Annotated in this window: 9 protein-coding genes and 1 tRNA gene; 9 read left to right on the top strand and 1 reads right to left on the bottom strand. The window is 41.5% G+C overall.

Features of this window, described 5'->3' with window-relative positions; all coding sequences use genetic code 11:
- Positions 1-33: 33 nt before the first annotated feature.
- The 3 genes from QM887_RS02210 to QM887_RS02200 all read left to right on the top strand — a co-directional run bounded on the left by QM887_RS02210 (position 34) and on the right by QM887_RS02200 (position 6,270).
- A complete protein-coding gene (locus QM887_RS02210) occupies positions 34-1,113 on the top strand; it encodes a carbamoyl phosphate synthase small subunit (RefSeq protein ID WP_414270287.1) in 1,080 nt (359 codons plus the stop codon).
- A gap of 201 nt (positions 1,114-1,314) precedes the next feature.
- The gene (carB, locus tag QM887_RS02205) at positions 1,315-4,491 is read left to right on the top strand and encodes a carbamoyl-phosphate synthase large subunit (protein WP_414270286.1); all 3,177 of its coding nucleotides are present in this window, start codon (positions 1,315-1,317) and stop codon (positions 4,489-4,491) included.
- A 444-nt stretch (positions 4,492-4,935) separates the two neighbouring features.
- Positions 4,936-6,270, top strand: a complete 1,335-nt coding sequence (locus QM887_RS02200) for an Nramp family divalent metal transporter (RefSeq protein ID WP_000094598.1) — start codon at positions 4,936-4,938, stop codon at positions 6,268-6,270.
- A 158-nt stretch (positions 6,271-6,428) separates the two neighbouring features.
- On the opposite strand, the gene QM887_RS02195 is transcribed toward QM887_RS02200, so the two are convergent.
- Positions 6,429-6,516: transfer RNA gene (locus QM887_RS02195), tRNA-Ser, on the bottom strand.
- A 161-nt stretch (positions 6,517-6,677) separates the two neighbouring features.
- Between QM887_RS02195 and QM887_RS02190 the strand changes: the two genes are divergently transcribed.
- The 6 genes from QM887_RS02190 to QM887_RS02165 all read left to right on the top strand — a co-directional run bounded on the left by QM887_RS02190 (position 6,678) and on the right by QM887_RS02165 (position 21,387).
- Entirely contained in the window at positions 6,678-7,418 is a 741-nt protein-coding gene (locus tag QM887_RS02190; protein WP_371608328.1) for a DeoR/GlpR family DNA-binding transcription regulator, read from the top strand.
- Entirely contained in the window at positions 7,415-8,326 is a 912-nt protein-coding gene (gene pfkB / locus QM887_RS02185; protein ID WP_414270285.1) for a 1-phosphofructokinase, read from the top strand. Before QM887_RS02190 ends, pfkB begins: the two co-directional genes overlap by 4 nt.
- On the top strand, positions 8,323-10,278 hold the full coding sequence (locus tag QM887_RS02180; protein ID WP_414270284.1) for a fructose-specific PTS transporter subunit EIIC: 1,956 nt from the start codon (positions 8,323-8,325) through the stop codon (positions 10,276-10,278). The genes pfkB and QM887_RS02180 overlap by 4 nt, the downstream gene beginning before the upstream one ends.
- A 162-nt stretch (positions 10,279-10,440) precedes the next feature.
- Entirely contained in the window at positions 10,441-11,232 is a 792-nt protein-coding gene (locus tag QM887_RS02175; protein ID WP_414270283.1) for a HEAT repeat domain-containing protein, read from the top strand.
- Between the two features lie 126 nt (positions 11,233-11,358).
- On the top strand, positions 11,359-13,689 hold the full coding sequence (locus tag QM887_RS02170) for a DNA translocase FtsK (protein WP_414270282.1): 2,331 nt from the start codon (positions 11,359-11,361) through the stop codon (positions 13,687-13,689).
- Between the two features lie 327 nt (positions 13,690-14,016).
- Complete coding sequence (locus QM887_RS02165) at positions 14,017-21,387, top strand: SpGH101 family endo-alpha-N-acetylgalactosaminidase (RefSeq protein ID WP_414270281.1); 7,371 nt, start codon at positions 14,017-14,019, stop codon at positions 21,385-21,387.
- Positions 21,388-21,528 lie beyond the last annotated feature (141 nt).

The following is a 21,528-nucleotide window of genomic DNA, read 5'->3' as shown; positions in this document are numbered from 1 at the left end:
AGATGCCTGAGAGCATCCACGAGAGGTGAATTTATGACAAAACGACTTCTAGTATTAGAAGATGGTACAATTTTTGAAGGAAAAGCCTTTGGGGCTGAAATTGATGTCACAGGTGAAATCGTCTTTAATACTGGGATGACTGGTTACCAAGAATCGATTACAGACCAGTCTTATAATGGACAAATCCTGACCTTTACCTATCCTTTGGTGGGTAATTATGGGATTAACCGTGATGACTATGAATCTATTAGTCCAACCTGCAAAGGCGTAGTAGTATTTGAAGAAGCACGTAGAGCCAGCAACTGGCGTAACCAGATGACACTGGATGAATTTTTGAAGTCTAAAAAAATCCCTGGTATTTCTGGTATTGATACACGGGCTTTGACAAAAATCATCCGTAAACATGGGACTATGAGAGCGACTCTGACACATGTGGGAGATAGTATCGACCATATCACAGATCAGCTTCAAGCAACAGTTCTACCGATTGATAATATCAAACAAGTCTCTACCCAAACTGCTTATCCAGCTCCGGGAGTTGGCTTGAGCGTTGTTTTAGTAGACTTTGGCCTTAAACACTCTATTTTACGAGAGCTATCTAAACGTGATTGCAATGTGACTGTAGTTCCATACACAACTACAGCTGAGGAAATCTTACATTTAAACCCAGACGGAGTGATGTTGTCAAATGGTCCTGGAAACCCAGAAGATGTACCAGAAGCTCTTGATATGATTCGTGGTATTCTCGGGAAAATTCCAATCTTTGGTATCTGTATGGGGCACCAGCTCTTCGCTATGGCTAATGGTGCCAAGACCTATAAGATGAAATTTGGTCACCGTGGCTTTAACCACGCAGTACGTGAAATTGCAACTGGGCGCGTGGACTTCACAAGTCAAAATCATGGTTATGCAGTTAGCCGTGAGGATTTACCAGAGCACTTAATCATCACCCACGAAGAAATCAATGACAAGTCAGTTGAAGGCGTTCGTCACAGATATCAACCAGGTTTCTCTGTACAATTCCACCCAGACGCAGCACCTGGGCCACATGATGCAAGCTACCTTTTTGACGAGTTTATCGAAATGATGGAAGCTTTTAAACAAGCAAACTAAAGACGAGTGCAAAATCGTCGGAGAATTTATTTAATGGCAACCTGAGAGTTGCCAAATAGAAAGGAGAGGGGGAGTCCGTATTTGCTGAATTGAATACGGGCTAAGGACGGTGCTAAAAAGATAGTTATTCCTAGAACTGAAAGTTCTTCGTTATAATTCCTATTTTAGCTTTGTCCGCTTGACGCCCTTAATATCTTATAAATGCCTAAACGTACTGATATTCAAAAAATTATGGTGATTGGTTCTGGTCCGATTATTATTGGTCAGGCTGCTGAGTTTGACTATGCTGGGACCCAGGCCTGCTTGTCTTTGAAAGAGGAAGGGTATGAGGTTGTCTTGGTAAACTCAAACCCTGCGACTATCATGACGGACAAGGAGATTGCGGATAAGGTTTACATTGAGCCGATCACACTTGAGTTTGTAACGCGTATTCTCCGTAAGGAGCGTCCAGATGCCTTGCTTCCAACACTTGGAGGTCAAACGGGGCTTAATATGGCCATGGAATTGTCTAAAAATGGTATCTTAGATGAGCTCGGAGTAGAACTTCTCGGGACTAAATTGTCTGCTATCGACCAAGCGGAGGACCGTGACCTCTTTAAACAATTGATGGAAGAATTGGAACAACCCATTCCAGAATCTGAAATTGTAAACACTGTTGAAGAAGCTGTTGCCTTTGCAGCAACAATTGGCTACCCAGTTATCGTCCGCCCAGCCTTTACTCTAGGTGGTACTGGTGGTGGTATGTGTGCCAACGAAGAAGAATTGCGCGAGATCGCTGAGAATGGCTTGAAGTTGTCACCTGTTACCCAGTGTTTGATTGAACGTTCAATCGCTGGCTTTAAGGAAATTGAATACGAAGTGATGCGTGACTCAGCTGACAATGCTTTGGTTGTTTGTAACATGGAAAACTTTGACCCAGTTGGGATTCACACAGGGGATTCCATTGTATTTGCCCCTGCGCAAACTATGTCAGACTATGAAAACCAAATGCTTCGTGACGCGAGCTTGAGCATCATTCGTGCCCTCAAGATTGAAGGTGGATGTAACGTTCAGCTAGCACTTGATCCCCACAGCTTCAAGTACTATGTTATCGAAGTAAATCCTCGTGTATCTCGTTCGTCAGCCCTTGCTTCCAAGGCGACAGGTTATCCAATCGCTAAATTGGCTGCTAAGATTGCAGTCGGTTTGACCTTGGATGAGGTCATTAACCCAGTTACAGGTTCAACCTATGCCATGTTTGAACCAGCTCTTGACTATGTGGTGGCTAAGATTCCACGTTTCCCATTTGACAAGTTTGAAAAGGGAGAACGCCGTCTGGGTACCCAAATGAAGGCAACTGGTGAAGTTATGGCTATTGGTCGTAATATTGAAGAATCCCTACTCAAGGCCTGTCGTTCGCTAGAAATAGGTGTTCACCACAATGAAATTCCAGAGCTGGCAGAAATTTCAGATGATGCCTTGATTGAAAAGGTTGTGAAGGCTCAAGATGACCGTCTCTTCTATGTGTCAGAAGCCATTCGCCGTGGTTACACACCAGAAGAAATTGCTGAGCTTACAAAAATCGATATCTTCTATCTGGATAAACTCTTACACATTTTTGAGATTGAGCAAGAATTGGGCTCTCATCCACAAGATCTAGACCTCTTAAAAACGGCCAAACTCAATGGATTTTCAGACCGTAAGATTGCTGAACTATGGAAAACGACAGCTGACCAAGTTCGCCAGCTTCGTTTGGAAAACAAGATTGTCCCAGTTTACAAGATGGTTGATACCTGTGCGGCAGAGTTTGAATCAGAAACTCCTTATTTCTATTCAACCTATGGTTGGGAAAATGAATCGATTAAGTCTGAAAAGGAATCTGTACTGGTCCTAGGTTCTGGTCCAATCCGTATCGGTCAAGGGGTCGAGTTTGACTACGCAACTGTTCATTCAGTTAAGGCTATTCAGGCTGCTGGCTACGAAGCTATTATCATGAATTCAAACCCAGAGACCGTTTCTACAGACTTCTCTGTATCAGATAAACTTTACTTTGAGCCATTGACATTCGAAGATGTTATGAATATTATTGACCTTGAGCAACCAAAAGGTGTTATCGTTCAATTTGGTGGTCAAACAGCTATCAACCTTGCTGAGCCATTAGCAAAAGCTGGTGTGACTATCCTTGGTACTCAAGTTGCTGACTTGGACCGTGCGGAAGACCGTGACCTCTTTGAGCAAGCCCTTAAAGACTTGGATATTCCGCAACCGCCTGGGCAGACTGCAACCAATGAAGAAGAAGCAGTACTTGCTGCACGTAAAATTGGTTTCCCAGTTCTCGTTCGCCCTTCATATGTCTTGGGTGGACGTGCCATGGAAATCGTTGAGAATGAAGATGATCTTCGTTCATACATGCGTACTGCGGTTAAGGCAAGTCCTGACCACCCTGTTCTTGTTGACTCTTATATCGTCGGACAAGAGTGTGAAGTCGATGCCATTTCAGACGGACAAAATGTCCTCATTCCTGGTATCATGGAGCATATCGAACGCGCTGGTGTCCACTCAGGTGACTCCATGGCGGTTTATCCTCCTCAAACCTTGTCGCAAAAAGTGCAAGAAACGATTGCAGACTACACCAAACGTCTTGCAATCGGCCTCAACTGTCTTGGTATGATGAACATTCAGTTTGTTATCAAGGATGAAAAAGTCTACGTTATTGAGGTTAATCCTCGTGCAAGTCGTACCGTTCCTTTCCTTTCTAAGGTGACCAATATCCCTATGGCCCAGGTAGCGACTAAGTTGATTCTCGGTCAAAGTCTCGAAGAGCTTGGTTACCAAGATGGACTTTACCCAAAAAGCACTCGCGTTCATATCAAGGCGCCCGTCTTCTCTTTTACCAAGCTAGCTAAGGTAGACAGCCTGCTTGGCCCTGAGATGAAGTCAACAGGTGAAGTTATGGGTTCTGATACTACTTTGGAAAAAGCTCTCTATAAAGCCTTTGAAGCTTCTTACTTACACTTGCCAACCTTTGGTAACGTTGTCTTTACTATCGCTGATGATACCAAGGAAGAAGCTTTGGATTTGGCTCGTCGTTTCCAAAATATTGGTTATGGTATCCTTGCGACTCAAGGAACAGCAGCTTTCTTTGAAAGTCATGGCTTGAAGGCTCAACTCGTTGGTAAGATTGGTGATGATGAACATGATATCCCAAGCTATGTTCGTAAAGGGAAAATCCAAGCTATCATTAACACAGTTGGTACTAAGCGAACTGCTGATGAAGATGGTGAACAAATCCGCCGTTCAGCTATCGAACATGGTGTACCACTCTTTACAGCCCTAGATACAGCGGATGCTATGCTTAAGGTACTTGAAAGCCGTAGCTTCGTTACAGAAGCCATTTAGGTTCTGCTTTATTTGAGAATAAATTATTAACCAGCGTCTAAAGCGCTGGTTTTTACTTTTTATAGAGAAATCGAGTAGAAAAAATAGTTACAGTTCACTATTAAATGTCAAAGTTTATCAATAGATTTATCATTATCGTTAATGAGTAGACTTATTCTGACTTTCCCTAAAATTTTGTTGAATTTTCTTAAGTTTTTATCATATTTTTTATAATTAAGGTGCCTTAAGAAAAATAATGAAAAAACTAAATGTTTTTCATATAGTTTTCATTTTTTGTGTTATAATTAAGGCGCCTTAAGAAAAATATTAAGGTGCCTTAAGAAAAATAATGAAAAAACTAAATGTTTTTCATATAGTTTTCATTGTTTTAATAGTTTAAAGTCAATCTTATTTTTCTCTAATAGAAAATAATGAAAAAGTAGGTTTAGAAAGAGGTAAGTATCTATGTCTTCTCATAAAAAAGTGTCACTCTCTGAGATTAATCAATCTATCGATACTCCAAATAACAATCATTTCTGGCAAAATTTAAAGGCCTTTTTAGGTCCGGGTGCTCTTGTCGCAGTTGGTTATATGGATCCAGGAAACTGGATTACCAGTGTAGTCGGTGGTGCTTCCTATAAGTATAGTCTCTTGTTTGTTATCTTGATTTCATCTCTCATTGCCATGCAACTTCAGCAGATGGCAGGAAAGCTTGGTATTGTAACCCAGATGGACCTGGCTCAAGCAACGGCTCATCATTCACCTAAATGGCTTCGTTATAGTCTATGGGTGATTTTAGAATTAGCCTTGATGGCGACAGATCTGGCAGAAGTTCTAGGTTCAGCGATTGCTCTCAATCTTCTCTTTAAGATTCCGATTATGATAGCAATTCTCTTGACCGTGTTGGATGTTTTTCTCTTATTGCTTCTGATGAAATTTGGCTTTAAGAAGATTGAAGCTATTGTGACAACACTGATTTTAACCATTCTAGCAATTTTTACCTATCTGGTAGCTTTGTCACATCCAAGCTTCCAAGGAATCGTTGAGGGTTATCTACCGAATGCAACCTTATTTGAAAGTCCTTTGCCAGGGCATGAAAGTCAATTAACCTTGGCGTTAGGGATCGTGGGTGCGACAGTGATGCCCCATAACCTCTATTTGCATTCTTCCTTGTCTCAAACTCGGAAAATCAATCACAAGGACAAGAATGATGTTCGAAAAGCCGTGCGCTTTATGACCTGGGATTCAAATCTCCAATTATCCTTGGCCTTTGTGGTTAACTCCCTTCTATTAATTCTCGGGGCGGCTCTCTTTTTCGGCCATGCATCTGAGATTTCTGCCTTCTCTCAAATGTATAATGCCTTGCAGGATTCTACTATTGCAGGAGCTATAGCTAGCTCGACCTTATCAACCTTGTTTGCCTTGGCTTTATTAGCCAGTGGTCAAAATTCGACAATTACGGGTACCTTGACTGGACAAATCGTTATGGAAGGTTTCTTGCATATGAGATTACCTCAATGGTTCATTCGTTTGGCAACTCGTCTCTTTGCCTTGTTGCCTGTCATGATTGTAGCGGTTCTGTTTGGTCATCAAGAAAAAACCTTGGATCAGTTATTGGTTTATTCACAGGTCTTTCTTTCAATCGCTCTTCCATTTTCAATCTTTCCTTTGATTTATCTAACTTCTAAGAAATCACTGATGGGAGAATTTACCAATGCCAAGTGGAATACTATCCTTGGTTATATTGTTTCCATTATCTTAACTGTTCTCAATGTGAAATTGCTATTTGATATTTTTTAAGACCTTTTAACATGAAGTAGAAAAAATATCATTTTGATAATTAAAATTGAAGAAAAAAACACCCAAGATTCAATTCTTGGGTGTTTTTTTGGAATTCTCATCTTAGATGAAAAAACCATTATAAAAAGCTGCATGAAGATGCAGCTACACTATAGCAACGGAAGACATGGGATTCGAACCCACGCACGCTTTCACACGCCTACCGCGTTTCCAACACGGCCTCTTAAGCCTCTTGAGTAATCTTCCAATACTTACTAAAATAGTTTATCATAAAGGGAATTATCTTGCAAATAAAATTCAAACAATTGGCAAAATGATAGAAATTGAAAGAAAATGACAAAAAGTGCTTGACTTTGCTATTTTTTGTGATAGAATGATTATTGTAATCGTTAACAGGAGGTGAGTAAGTGCTAAAAACTGAGAGAAAAAAGTTGATTTTAGAGGAGCTGGGTAAACATAAAGTCGTTACTTTAGAGAAATTAGTAGGCTTGCTAGATACTTCAGAATCAACAGTTAGACGCGATTTAGATGAATTGGAGTCTGAAAATAAACTTCGCCGAGTGCATGGAGGAGCAGAGTTGCCTCACTCCTTGCAAGAAGAAGAAACCATTCAAGAGAAATCTGTCAAAAACCTTCAAGAGAAAAAATTGATTGCGCAAAAGGCAGCTTCCCTCATCAAAGAAAAAGATGTTATCTTTGTGGATGCAGGAAGTACAACAGCCTTTCTCATTAAGGAATTGGAGCGAAAAGACATTACTGTTGTGACTAACTCCATTCACCATGCGGTTCAATTAGTGGATAAGCAAATCCCGACAGTTATTATTGGCGGTGGGGTTAAAATGACGACTGATGCCAGCATCGGTGGTGTCGCGCTTAATCAGATTAACCAGCTTCACTTTGACCGTGCCTTTATCGGAATGAACGGTGTGGATGAAGGCTACTATACAACTCCAGATATGGAGGAGGGAGCTGTTAAGCGTGCTATTCTAGAAAATGCCAAACAAACCTATGTTTTGGCGGATTCGTCTAAGATTGGTCAGTCTTGTTTCGCTAAGGTGGCCCCTATAAAACGAGCTATTGTTATTACAAGCAAGGGTCACGAACTCTTGCCAGCTATCAAAGAAAAAACGGAGGTTATCGAAGTATGATTTATACAGTCACACTAAATCCATCTATTGACTACATTGTCCGTCTGGATAAAGTGGAAGTTGGTAGTGTCAATCGTATGGACAGTGATGATAAGTTTGCTGGTGGTAAGGGAATCAATGTTAGCCGTGTCTTGAAACGCTTGGATATTCCAAATACTGCGACAGGCTTCATCGGTGGCTTTACAGGTAAATTTATCACTGATACTTTAGCTGAAGAGAAAATTGAAACACGCTTTGTCCAAGTAGCAGAAGATACGCGTATCAACGTCAAGATAAAAGCAGATCAAGAAACAGAAATCAATGGGACTGGTCCTACTGTTGAAGCTGAACAACTTGAAGAGTTAAAAGCTATTCTTTCAAGTTTAACAGCAGAAGATACAGTTGTCTTTGCAGGTTCGAGTGCTAAAAATCTAGGCAATGTTATTTACAAAGATTTGATTGCCTTGACTCGTCAGACAGGCGCTCAAGTGGTCTGTGACTTTGAAGGTCAGACCTTAATCGATAGTTTGGATTATCAACCTCTTTTGGTCAAACCAAATAATCATGAACTGGGAGCTATCTTTGGAGTCAAACTTGAAAGCTTAGATGAGATAGAGAAATACGCTCGAGAGTTGCTGGCTAAAGGTGCTCAAAACGTAATTATCTCTATGGCTGGCGATGGAGCACTTCTGGTAACATCGGATGGAGCATACTTTGCTAAACCGATCAAGGGAAGAGTGAAAAACTCAGTGGGTGCTGGTGACTCGATGGTTGCTGGATTTACTGGTGAGTTTGTCAAATCAAAAGACGCAGTAGAAGCCTTCAAATGGGGAGTGGCTTGTGGAACAGCAACAACCTTCTCAGATGACTTGGCGACTGCAGCATTTATTAAAGAGACTTATGAAAAAGTTGAGGTAGAAAAAAGATGAAAATTCAGGATTTATTGAGAAAAGATGTCATGTTGCTTGATTTGCAAGCAACTGAAAAAACAGCAGCTATCGAAGAAATGATTCATAGCTTGGTAGAGCACGGATATGTGACAGATTTTGAAACTTTTAAAGAAGGAATCTTAGCGCGTGAAGCTTTGACTTCTACAGGTTTGGGTGATGGTATTGCAATGCCACACAGCAAAAACGCTGCTGTCAAAGAAGCGACTGTTCTCTTTGCCAAGTCAAACAAGGGTGTTGACTACGAAAGCTTGGATGGGCAACCAACTGACCTCTTCTTTATGATTGCTGCTCCAGAAGGTGCCAATGATACTCACTTGGCTGCCTTGGCAGAATTGTCTCAATACTTGATGAAAGACGGTTTTGCTGACAAACTTCGTCAAGTAACATCAGCTGATCAAGTTATTGACCTCTTTAACCAAGCTTCAGAAAAAGCTGAGGAACCAGCACAAGCTCCTGCAAATGAATCTGGTGACTTTATCGTAGCAGTTACAGCTTGTACAACAGGAATTGCCCACACATACATGGCCCAAGAAGCTCTTCAAAAAGTGGCTGCTGAAATGGGTGTTGGAATTAAGGTCGAAACCAACGGTGCTAGTGGTGTTGGTAACCAACTAACTGCGGAAGACATTCGTAAGGCTAAAGCTGTTATTATCGCTGCGGATAAAGCAGTTGAAATGGATCGTTTTGATGGCAAACCATTGGTCAATCGTCCAGTCGCAGATGGTATCCGTAAGACAGAAGAGTTGATTAACTTGGCTCTTTCTGGAAATGTTGAAGTCTACCGTGCTGCTAATGGAGCGCAAGCTTCAACGGCATCTAACGAAAAACAAAGTCTAGGTGGTGCCTTCTACAAACACTTGATGAGTGGTGTATCCCAAATGCTGCCGTTCGTTATCGGTGGTGGTATCATGATTGCCCTTGCTTTCTTGATTGACGGTGCTTTGGGTGTGCCTAATGAGAGCCTCGGAAATCTTGGATCATACCATGAACTCGCTTCTATGTTCATGAAAATCGGTGGCGCAGCCTTTGGTTTGATGCTTCCAGTATTTGCAGGATATGTTGCTTACTCAATCGCTGAAAAACCAGGTTTGGTAGCAGGTTTCGTAGCTGGAGCTATTGCCAAAGAAGGTTTTGCCTTTGGTAAAATCCCTTACGCTCAAGGTGGTGAAGCAACTTCAGCTCTTGCAGGTGTATCATCAGGTTTCCTAGGAGCCCTTGTTGGTGGATTTATCGCTGGTGCCTTAGTTCTCTTGGTTAAGAAATACGTGAAGGTTCCACGTTCTCTTGAAGGTGCTAAATCAATCCTTCTCTTGCCACTTTTTGGAACAATCTTGACAGGATTTGTTATGCTGGCTGTGAACATTCCAATGGCAGCAATCAACACTGCTATGAATGACTTCCTTGCGGGTCTTAGTGGAGGATCTGCTATTCTTCTTGGTCTTGTTCTTGGAGGAATGATGGCAGTTGATATGGGTGGACCTGTCAATAAAGCAGCCTACGTCTTTGGTACAGGTACTCTTGCAGCAACAGTGTCAACAGGTGGTTCAGTAGCTATGGCAGCAGTTATGGCTGGAGGAATGGTTCCACCACTTGCAATCTTTGTTGCAACTCTTCTCTTCAAAGATAAATTCACCAAAGAAGAACGCAACTCTGGTTTGACAAATATCGTAATGGGCTTGTCATTCATCACTGAAGGTGCAATTCCGTTTGGTGCAGCTGACCCAGCTCGTGCTATCCCAAGCTTTATCCTTGGTTCAGCAGTAGCAGGTGGACTTGTTGGTCTTGCAGGAATCAAACTTATGGCACCTCACGGAGGAATCTTCGTTATCGCTCTTACAACAAATGCCCTTCTTTACCTTGTCTTTGTCTTGGTAGGAGCACTTGTTAGTGGTGTAGTTTATGGTTACCTTCGTAAACCATTAGAAAAATAATCACAAATAGATTCAAATGACTGAACACGAAAGTGGGCAGTCATTTTTTGATAATGAAGTTAGGGAGACAGGTCTTTAAAGTGATATAATAGAGGTAAATCTTAGAGAATTTAAATGATAGAATACTGAAGTTCTACAAATATCTTAGAGGAGATAAGTGTCATGAGTGATTCTAGAAAAGAAGGAATCGACAAACTAGAAAAGGAACAGTTCGGTCGCAAAAGTCTTACAAAAGAAGTGTTACAAGGAACCTATGCCAGCTTGGTGGAGGAAAATTTTCCTGATTCTAAACGAATTCATTTTATAGCTGATTTAGGTAGGAGCCCAGAAATTGCCTTTCATTTTGAACTCATTTGTAAAGATTGGGAGGAAGAAACTGACCTAAATTTTGAAGCGAGTTTTGACCAGCATGGGCAGGAGGGAATAGACTATCTTTTGGAAACTCTCAATCAAGAGGAAGATGAGAGTCAACGCATTTTGATTGTTTATTTCCTAGCGAAGATCCTCTCCAAAGCAAGACATAGAGATTTTTATGCGTCTTCTTGCAAGCAACTACTTCCTATTCTGCTCTCTCTTTTACCTAGTTCAGAAGCTTCGAATCGTAGAAAGCTAATCATTGCCCTAGGGTGGATTGGTTCAATAAGTGAGGTAGAAATCTTAGGACAACATCTCTTGACTGACCAAGATCCACTTTGTCGTGCCTGGTCTGCTAGTAGTTTGATGCAATTCTCTTTTTATCAAGTAGAAAAAGAAGTCTTGATAGAGAAAACAAAGGATTTGTTTGGTGAAGCGATTGCAGAAGAAAAGGACTTTCGGGCTTGCGCTCTGATGATAGAAGCAGCTCAAGTTTTATTTGGGAAAAAATGGATACCTACATCTGCTGTGGAGAAGTTGGAAATCGAAAAGATTGAGAAGGCAAGAAAATCAGCAATTAGATTTTTGAAGAAGCAGTGATCTAAAGTTGTTGAAAAATCATACAGAAAAGAAACTGCAGAAATATTAACGAAAGATGATTGTGTCTTGTAGATGCAATCATTTTTCACTTCAAACAAAGTTTCTGAAGTGTGTTATAATAGAAATATGGCAAACAAGAATACAAGTAAAACAAGACGGAGACCGTCAAAAGCTGAATTAGAAAGAAAGCAAGCTATCCAACGGATGTTAGTTTCCTTGGTTATAGCTTTTTGCTTAATGTTCGCTGCTCTGAAATTAGGAGCAGTGGGACTCACCCTCTATAACCTTATTCGATTACTAGTAGGAAGTCTGGCTTATCTGGTCATTGTTGTCGTCCTAGTCTATCTTTTTCTCTTTAAATGGATTCGGAAGCAAGAAGGTCTGATCTCAGGTTTTCTTTGCATTTTTTCAGGTCTATTGCTGATTTTTGAAGCTTATCTAGTATGGAAATATGGCATGGAGCAGTCTGTCTTAAAGGGGACTTTGGCCCAAGTGTTGACAGATTTGACAGGCTTTCGTGTGACTAGCTTTGCTGGAGGAGGGCTTCTAGGTGTTGCTCTCTACATTCCAGTCGCCTTTCTCTTTTCAAATATTGGTACTTATTTTATTGGAGCCATCTTAATCTTAATCGGTGCTCTTCTAGTTAGTCCTTGGTCTGTCTATGATGTCGCTGATTTTCTTGGAGCACGTTTTGCACTTTGGATGGAGCGACGTGAGCAGAAAAAACAAGAACGCTTCATTAAACGCGAAGAGGAGAAAGCTCGTAAGGAAGCAGAGGAACAGGAAAGACTCGAAAAAGAACAGGCAGAAAAAGCCTTGTTGGATATCCCTCCTGTTGATATGGAAACTGGCGAGATATTAGAAGCTTCCCCTGTTCACTTTGATGATCTACCACCCCTCCCAGAGGAAGAATGGGTAGAGCCTGAAATTATTCTCCCTCAAGCAGACTTCGATGTTTCTAGTGAAGTTGACAGTCCAGAGGAAGATGAGTTCTTAGAAGATGAGGATGTTGAGGTAGATTTTTCTGCTAAAAAAGCTTTAGAGTACAAACTCCCCAGCTTGCAACTCTTTGCGCCTGATAAGCCAAAAGACCAGTCCAAGGAAAAGAAAATCGTACGAGAAAATATCAAAATTTTGGAAGAAACCTTTGCGAGTTTCGGTATCAAGGTAACGGTTGAACGTGCTGAAATCGGTCCATCAGTTACCAAGTACGAAGTCAAGCCAGCAGTTGGTGTTCGTGTCAATCGTATTTCCAATCTAGCAGACGACTTGGCTCTGGCCTTGGCTGCTAAAGATGTCCGTATCGAAGCTCCGATTCCTGGAAAATCCTTGGTTGGGATTGAAGTGCCTAACTCTGAAATTGCGACCGTATCTTTCCGAGAACTCTGGGAACAATCGCAAACTAAACCTGAAAATCTCCTAGAAATTCCTCTTGGGAAAGCCGTTAATGGAACTGCACGTAGTTTTGATTTGTCTAAAATGCCTCACTTACTTGTAGCTGGTTCGACAGGTTCTGGTAAATCTGTTGCAGTCAATGGTATCATTGCAAGTATTCTCATGAAGGCACGTCCAGACCAAGTCAAGTTTATGATGGTGGATCCGAAGATGGTTGAGTTATCAGTCTATAATGATATTCCTCACCTCTTGATTCCGGTCGTGACTAACCCTCGTAAGGCAAGCAAGGCCCTTCAAAAAGTCGTAGATGAGATGGAAAACCGTTATGAACTCTTTGCCAAAATTGGAGTTCGTAATATCGCTGGTTTCAATGCCAAGGTTGAAGAATTCAACGCTCAGTCTGAGTATAAACAAGTACCTCTTCCTTTGATTGTCGTGATTGTCGATGAGTTAGCTGACCTCATGATGGTGGCCAGCAAGGAAGTAGAAGATGCTATTATCCGTCTTGGACAGAAGGCGCGTGCGGCTGGTATTCATATGATCCTCGCGACCCAGCGTCCTTCAGTGGATGTTATTTCTGGTCTGATTAAGGCCAATGTACCATCTCGTGTAGCCTTTGCTGTATCTTCTGGAACAGATTCTCGAACTATTTTGGATGAGAACGGTGCTGAGAAATTGCTTGGTCGAGGGGATATGCTCTTCAAACCAATCGATGAAAATCACCCTGTTCGCTTGCAAGGTTCCTTTATCTCTGATGATGATGTGGAACGTATTGTTAGCTTTATCAAGGCTCAAGCAGATGCTGATTATGATGAAAGCTTTGATCCCGGAGAGGTTTCTGAGACAGAAAGTGAGTCTGGCACAGGAGATGAAGGAGGAGATCCACTATTTGAAGAAGCTAAAGCACTGGTTATTGAAACCCAAAAAGCAAGTGCATCTATGATTCAGAGACGCTTATCTGTTGGCTTTAACAGGGCGACTCGCCTTATGGAAGAGTTAGAGATGGCTGGGGTTATTGGTCCTGCAGAAGGAACCAAACCACGAAAAGTTTTACAACAATAAAAAACGTAAAAATAGTATAAAAATGCATGGAAACTTTATTGAAAAGTTAGACGAAGTTAGTTTAACTTTTCTGATGAAGTTTCTTTTTTTGACGAAATGGCTAGAAATAAGGCCTTCTGAAATTCTATTCAGAATAGATAGGAAATTGGATTATACTTTTACTAGTTTTACCTGTTAAAGTATTGATTTTTTAAACTGTTTTTGATATATTAAATTGGTATAGAAAAAATTATATGTTTATCTAGTGGCGTTAAAAAATTGAGGAGGATATTTTTTTAAACAAAAATGCAAACGCTTACTTTGTAAACTGAAAGGAACAAAAAACCGATGGATAAAAGATTATTTGAAAAACGTTGCAAATATAGTATTCGGAAATTTTCATTAGGGGTTGCTTCTGTCATGATTGGTGCAGCTTTCTTTGGAACTAGCACTGTTCTTGCAGATTCTCCGCAAACAGGTTCAACAGCAAATATGCCAGCAGATTTGACTGCAGCTCTTGCTAACGCAAAAAAAGATGATGGACGTGATTTTGAAGCACCGAAACCTGGAGAAAATCAAGGGTCTCCAGAAGTTACCGAAGGACCAAAAACTGAGGAAGAATTACTGGAGAAAGAAAAAGAAGCTGCAGCAACTTCAGCAACTGAAAATGAACTTCCTAAAGATTTACGCGAAAAACTCGATAAGGCTGAAGATAGTGGACATTCTACCTCAAAAGATGATTTAGCAAAAGAAGATAAAAGTTTAGTTCCAGAAGATGTCGCTAAAACAAAAAATGGTGAATTAAACTATGGAGCAACAGTAAAAATTCAAAGTGCAGCTGGTGTTGGTAGCGGTATCGTCATCGGTGAAAATCTAGTTTTATCTGTTTCTCATAACTTTATCAAAGATGTTCCAGACGGAAACAATCGTAAGGTAGCTGATAATATTGAAAGTGATGGCGATGTTTATTCAGTTTCTTACGAAGGAGCACCTGATGTTAAATTCAGTAAGAATGATGTTAAGCACTGGGACCGTGAAGGATTCCTAAAAGGTTATAAAAATGACTTGGCCATCGTTAAGCTTCGTTCTCCTCTTGCAAACGCTCCTGTTGAAGTGACTGACAAACCTGCAACTACTAAGGTTGGAGATAAGGTACACGTGTTTGGTTATCCAACTGGGAAACTTTCTCCAATCCTCAATACGACAGTTGAAGATATCAATAATCACGGTGAAGGTGTTCGTGGCATCAGCTATCAAGGAAGCGAACCAGGTGCAAGTGGTGGCGGTATTTTCGATGAAAATGGAAAATTGATCGGTATCCACCAAAATGGTGTTGTTGGAAGCCGCAGTGGAGGGATTCTATTCTCACCAGCGCAGCTTGAATGGATTCAAAATTATATCAAGGGTATTGAAACAACAAAACCAGCAGGTCTAGATGCACTTGATAAACAAGTTGAAGACAAGGAAGAGAAACCAAAAGAAGATAAGCCAAAAGAAGAAAAACCAGCTGACAACAAACCTGCAGAGAACAAACCAGCTGAAACTAAACCGGCTGAATCAAAAGAGGTGACTCCAGAATGGAAAACTGTTGAAAATAAAGAACAACAGGGAACTGTAACGATTCGTGAAGAAAATGGAGTTCGTTACAACCAACTAGCGTCAACTGCTCAAAATGACAATGGTAAAAAACCAGCCTTGTTTGAAAAAGAAGGTTTGACTGTTGATGAAAATGGAAATGCTACAGTTGATTTGACTTTCAAAGAAGAGTCTGAAACAGGTAAATCACGCTTTGGTGTCTTTATGAAATTTAAAGATACAGATAACAACGTTTTTGTAGGTTATGACCAAGGCGGATGGTTCTGGGAATACAAGACAAACGGTAGTGGACTTTGGTACCAAGGTGGTCGTGTTGCAGCTCCAGTAAATGGTTCTGTCAACCACTTGACGATCAGCCTCAAATCAGATGGACAACTTAACGCAACAAATAATGATGTCAAACTCTTCGACACACTTACCTTGCCATCTGCAGTCAATGACAAACTTAAAGATGAGAAGAAAATTGTTCTTAAGGCTGGAAGCTATGGTAGCGAGAGAACCATTGTAAATGTTAAAACTGATGACCAAGAAGGCGTGAAAAACGACCAAGAGGCTGCTGAAAAAGAAAAAGGTGATACAGTAGACGATAGCAAAGTTAAATACGACACTATCGAATCTACAGTATTGAAAGCAGTTATTGACCAAGCTTTCCCACGTATTAAAGAATACGTCCTAAACGGCAACAAGCTTCCAGGTCAAGTTCAACAAATAAACAAAGTCCTCATCAATAAAAAGGCAGTAACTCCTGAAGTTACTTATAAGAAGATTAATGCAACAACTGCCGAGTATGAAATGAAACTCCGTGATGCGGAAAACCTCATCAATGCAGATATGACAGTTCGTTTGCAAGTAGTGGACAATCAACTTCACTTTGATGTGACTAAGATTGTCAACCATAACCAAGTAACACCAGGACAGAAGATTGATGATGAACGTAAACTACTTTCTTCAATCAGCTTCCTAGGAAATGCCTTGGTATCTGTATCAAGCGACCAAGCAGGAGCTAAGTTTGATGGGGCAACCATGTCAAACAACACCCACGTAAGTGGTGACGACCATATCGAAGTAACCAATCCAATGAAAGATTTGGCAAAAGGTTACATGTATGGATTTGTTTCAACAGACAAGCTTGCAGCAGGTGTATGGAGCAACTCACAAAACAGCTACGGTGGTGGTTCTTACGACTGGACACGTTTGACAGCTTACAAGAATACTATCGGTAATGCTAACTACGTTGAAATTCATAGCTCTGAATGGCAGTGGGAAAAAGCTCACAATGGTATTGTCTTCCCAGCATATACCAAGGAACTTCCAAGTGCTAAAGTTGTCATCACAGAAGATGCCAATGCTGATAATAAAGTAGACTGGCAAGACGGTGCGATTGCATACCGTAGCATCATGAACAACCCTCAAGGTTGGGAAAAAGTTAAAAATATTACAGCCTACCGTATCGCCATGAACTTTGGTTCACAAGCACAAAACCCATTCCTTATGACCTTGGATGGTATCAAGAAGATTAACCTCCATACAGATGGTCTAGGTCAGGGTGTTCTCCTTAAAGGTTACGGTAGTGAAGGACATGACTCAGGTCACTTGAACTACGCAGATATCGGTAAACGTATCGGTGGTGTTGAAGACTTTAAGACTCTTATTGAGAAAGCTAAGAAATACGGTGCCCACCTCGGTATCCACGTCAATGCTTCAGAAACTTATCCTGAATCAAAATACTTCAATGAAAAAATCCTTCGTAAAAACGCTGACGGTAGCTATAGCTACGGATGGAACTGGATTGACCAAGGTATCAATATCGATGCGGCTTATGACTTGGCTCATGGACGTTTAGCACGTTGGGAAGAATTGAAGAAAGAATTGGGTGAAGGTTTAGACTTCGTTTATGTCGACGTTTGGGGTAACGGCCAATCAGGTGACAATGGTGCTTGGGCAACTCACGTTCTTGCGAAAGAAATCAACAAACAAGGTTGGCGCTTTGCAATTGAGTGGGGCCATGGTGGTGAGTATGATTCTACCTTCCATCACTGGGCAGCTGACTTGACTTATGGTGGCTATACCAATAAAGGTATCAACAGTGCCATCACTCGCTTTATCCGTAACCACCAAAAAGATGCTTGGGTTGGTGATTACAGAAGCTACGGAGGTGCGGCAAACTACCCACTTCTAGGCGGCTATAGCATGAAGGACTTTGAAGGATGGCAAGGTCGTAGCGACTATAATGGTTATGTAACTAACTTATTTGCTCACGATGTTATGACCAAATACTTCCAACACTTCACTGTTAGCAAATGGGAAAATGGTAAACCAGTAACCATGACTGACAACGGTGGTACTTACAAGTGGACACCTGAGATGAAGGTTGAATTGGTCGATGAGGAAAACAACAAGGTAGTTGTTACTCGTAAATCTAATGATGTCAATAGCCCACAATACCGTGAACGAATTGTTACGCTTAACGGTCGTGTCATTCAAGATGGTTCAGCCTACTTGACACCTTGGAATTGGGATGCAAATGGTAACAAGCTAACTGGCGACAAGGAAAAAATGTACTATTTCAACACTGAAAAAGGTGCAACAACTTGGACACTTCCTAACGACTGGGCAAATGGCAAAGTTTACCTTTACAAACTAACAGACCAAGGTAAGACTGAAGAACAGGAAGTAGCTGTCAAAGATGGTAAGATTACCCTTGATCTCCTAGCAAATCAACCATATGTTCTTTATCGTTCTAAACAAACAAATCCTGAAATGTCATGGAGTGAAGGAATGCATATCTATGACCAAGGATTTAACAGTGAATCTTTGGACCATTGGAAGATTACAGGTGATGCATCTAAGGCTGAAATTGTGAAGTCTCAAGGTGCCAACCAAATGCTTCGCATCCAAGGCAATAAAGAAAAAGTTAGTCTCACTCAAAAATTGACTGGCTTGAAGCCAAATACTAAATATGCAGTTTATGTAGGTGTCGATAACCGTAGTAATGCTAAAGCAAGCATTACTGTTAACACTGGTGAGAAAGAAGTGACTAACTACACGAACAAGTCACTTGCCCTCAACTATGTTAAAGCATACGCTCATAACACTCGTCGTGACAATGCAACTGTTAATGATACAAGTTACTTCCAAAACATGTATGCCTTCTTCACAACAGGTTCAGATGTATCAAATGTAACTTTGACCTTGAGTCGTGAAGCAGGAGAAGAAGCAACTTACTTCGATGAAATCCGTACCTTTGAAAATGACTCTGCTATGTATGGTGATGGTCACGATACTGCAACAGGTGTCTTCAAACAAGACTTTGAAAATGTTGGACAAGGTATCTTCCCATTTGTCATCGGTGGAATCGAAGGTGTTGAAGACAACCGTACTCACTTGTCTGAAAAACATGCTCCGTACACACAACGTGATTGGAACGGCAAGAAAGTTGATGATGTTATCGAAGGAAATTGGTCACTCAAGACAAACGGTCTCGTTAGCCGTCGTAACTTGGTTTACCAAACAATTCCACAAAACTTCCGCTTTGAAGCAGGTAAGACCTACCGTATCACATTTGACTACGAAGCTGGATCAGATAATACTTACGCCTTTGTTGTAGGTAAGGGAGAATTCCAATCTGGCCGTCGTGGTAGCCAAGCAAGCGATCTCGAAATGCATGAATTACCAAACTCATGGACAGATTCTAAGAAAGCGAAACGAGCAACCTTCCTTGTGACAGGTGCTGAAACTGGCGATACTTGGATTGGTATCTATTCTACAGGTAACGCAAGTAATACTCGTGGAGATTCTGGTGGTAATGCTAACTTCCGTGGTTACAATGACTTCATGATGGATAGACTTCAAATAGAAGAGATTGTCTTGACAGGTAAGATGATGACAGAAAATGCAGTCAAGAACTATCTTCCAACTGTAGCCATGACTAATTACACCCAAGAATCTATGGATGCTTTGAAAGAAGCAGTCTTCAACCTCAGTCAAGCAGACGATGACATCAGTGTAGAAGAAGCTAAAGCAGAAATCGCTAAGGTTAATGCTTTGAAAGACGCTTTGGTTTTGAAGAAAGTAGCTCTTGTGGCAGATGACTTTGCAAGTCTTTCAGCTCCTTCTCAGGCTGGTGAAGGTATTGAAAATGCCTTTGACGGTAACTTGTCTAGCCTATGGCATACATCATGGGGCGGAGGAGATGTTGGCAAGCCAGCAACCATGGTCTTGAAAGAACCAACTGAAATTACAGGCTTCCGTTATGTTCCACGCGGTTCAGGTTCAAATGGTAACTTGAGAGATGTTACTCTTGTAGTAACTGATGAAACAGGTAAGGAGCATACCTTCAATGCAACTAATTGGGCTGATAATAACAAACCAAAAGATATTGACTTTGGCAAGACTATCAAAGCTAAGAAGATTGTCCTAACAGGAACAAGAACTTACGGCGATGGTGGTAACCAATATCAATCAGCTGCAGAGCTTATCTTTGCTCGTCCTCAAGTTGCTGAAGCAGGCCTTGATACATCAGCATATGAAGCAGCATTGGCCAAGGCTCAAAAATTGACTAATAAGAGCAATCAAGAAGAAGTTGCAGGTGTTGTTGCTAGCATGAAATACGCAACTGATAATCACCTATTGACTAATAGAATGCTTGAATACTTTGCAGATTATCTCGATCAATTAAAAGATGAAACACCTACTCCAACTCCAGATCCAGAGCCAACTCCAGATCCGAAACCAACTCCAGATCCAGAGCCAACTCCAAATCCAGAGCCAACTCCAAATCCAGAGCCAACTCCAGATCCGAAACCAACTCCAGATCCGAAACCAACTCCAGATCCAAAACCAACTCCAGATCCAGAGCCAACTCCAGATCCGAAACCAACTCCAGATCCAGAACCAACCCCAGATCCAGAACCAACCCCAGATCCAGAGCCAACTCCAGATCCGAAACCAACACCAGATCCAGAGCCAACTCCAGACCCAGAGCCAACACCGGACCCAGAACCAACACCAGATCCAGAACCAATTCCTGATCCAGAAACTCCAACATCAAGTAAGGGTGACGAAGCAGCACCAGTCGTTGAAGTTCCGGAATTCACAGGTGGTGTAAATGGTGCTGAAGCAACTATTCATGAAGTTCCAGAATACACAGGGGTTCTAGGTACAGCAGGTGATGAACCAGCACCGGTTGTAGAGCTTCCAGAATACACAGGGGTTCTAGGTACAGCAGGTGATGAACCAGCACCGGTTGTAGAGCTTCCAGAATACACAGGGGTTCTAGGTACAGCAGGCGATGAACCAGCACCGATTGTAGAGCTTCCAGAATACACAGGGGTTCTAGGTACAGCAGGCGATGAACCAGCACCGGTTGTAGAAGTTCCAGAGTATACAGGAGTAGTTGGCACAACAGGCGATGAACCAGCACCGGTTGTAGAGCTTCCAGAATATACAGGGGTTCTAGGTACAGCAGGCGATGAGCCAGCACCAGTTGTAGAAGTTCCAGAGTATACAGGAGTAGTTGGCTCAACAGGTGATGAACCAGCACCAGTTGTAGAAGTTCCAGAGTATACAGGAGTAGTTGGTACAGCAGGCGATGAACCAGCACCAGTTGTAGAAGTTCCAGAATATACAGGGGTTCTAGGTACAGCAGGCGATGAGTCAGCACCAGTTGTAGAAGTTCCAGAGTATACAGGACTAGTTGGAACAGCAGGAGAAGAAGTAGCTGTATACGAAATTCCAGAATTCAAGGGTGGAGTTAACGCAGCAGAAGCAACTGTGAGCCAAGCACCAGAATTTACAGGTGGTGTAAATGGAGCAGAGGCAACGGTTCATGAAGTACCAGAGTTTACCAGCGGTGTGAATGGAAGTGATGGCGCAATCCATGAAGTTCCAGAATACAAAGGCCAAATTGGTACAGTAGGTAACCAACCTGCGCCTGTAGTGGAAAAACCAGAGTATCGAGAAGATTCAAAACTTTCAGTAGAGAATAAAGATACATCTAAAGAGGTAAATTCAAATGCTCTTCCAAATACGGGTGAACATAACTCTGAAACAGCTCTCTTCATTGCAAGTGTTAGCATGGCAGTTTCAGCAGCACTCTTAGCTGTCAAAAGAAAAGAAGATTAAAATATAAGAGAGTTTTCGTCTAACGATGGCTCGAACTCCTTACTTATTGTAGTGGAGAAAAACAAAACCCGGAGAGGACCTCTAGGTCCTCTCTTTTTCTAAAGGGGAATGAGAACGCTTACTCTTGAAGCGTATGAAAGG

Source organism: Streptococcus infantis (genome assembly GCF_047460875.1).
In the GTDB taxonomy this organism is placed as follows: domain Bacteria; phylum Bacillota; class Bacilli; order Lactobacillales; family Streptococcaceae; genus Streptococcus; species Streptococcus infantis_AA.
This window is presented reverse-complemented; position numbering and strand designations above follow the sequence as displayed.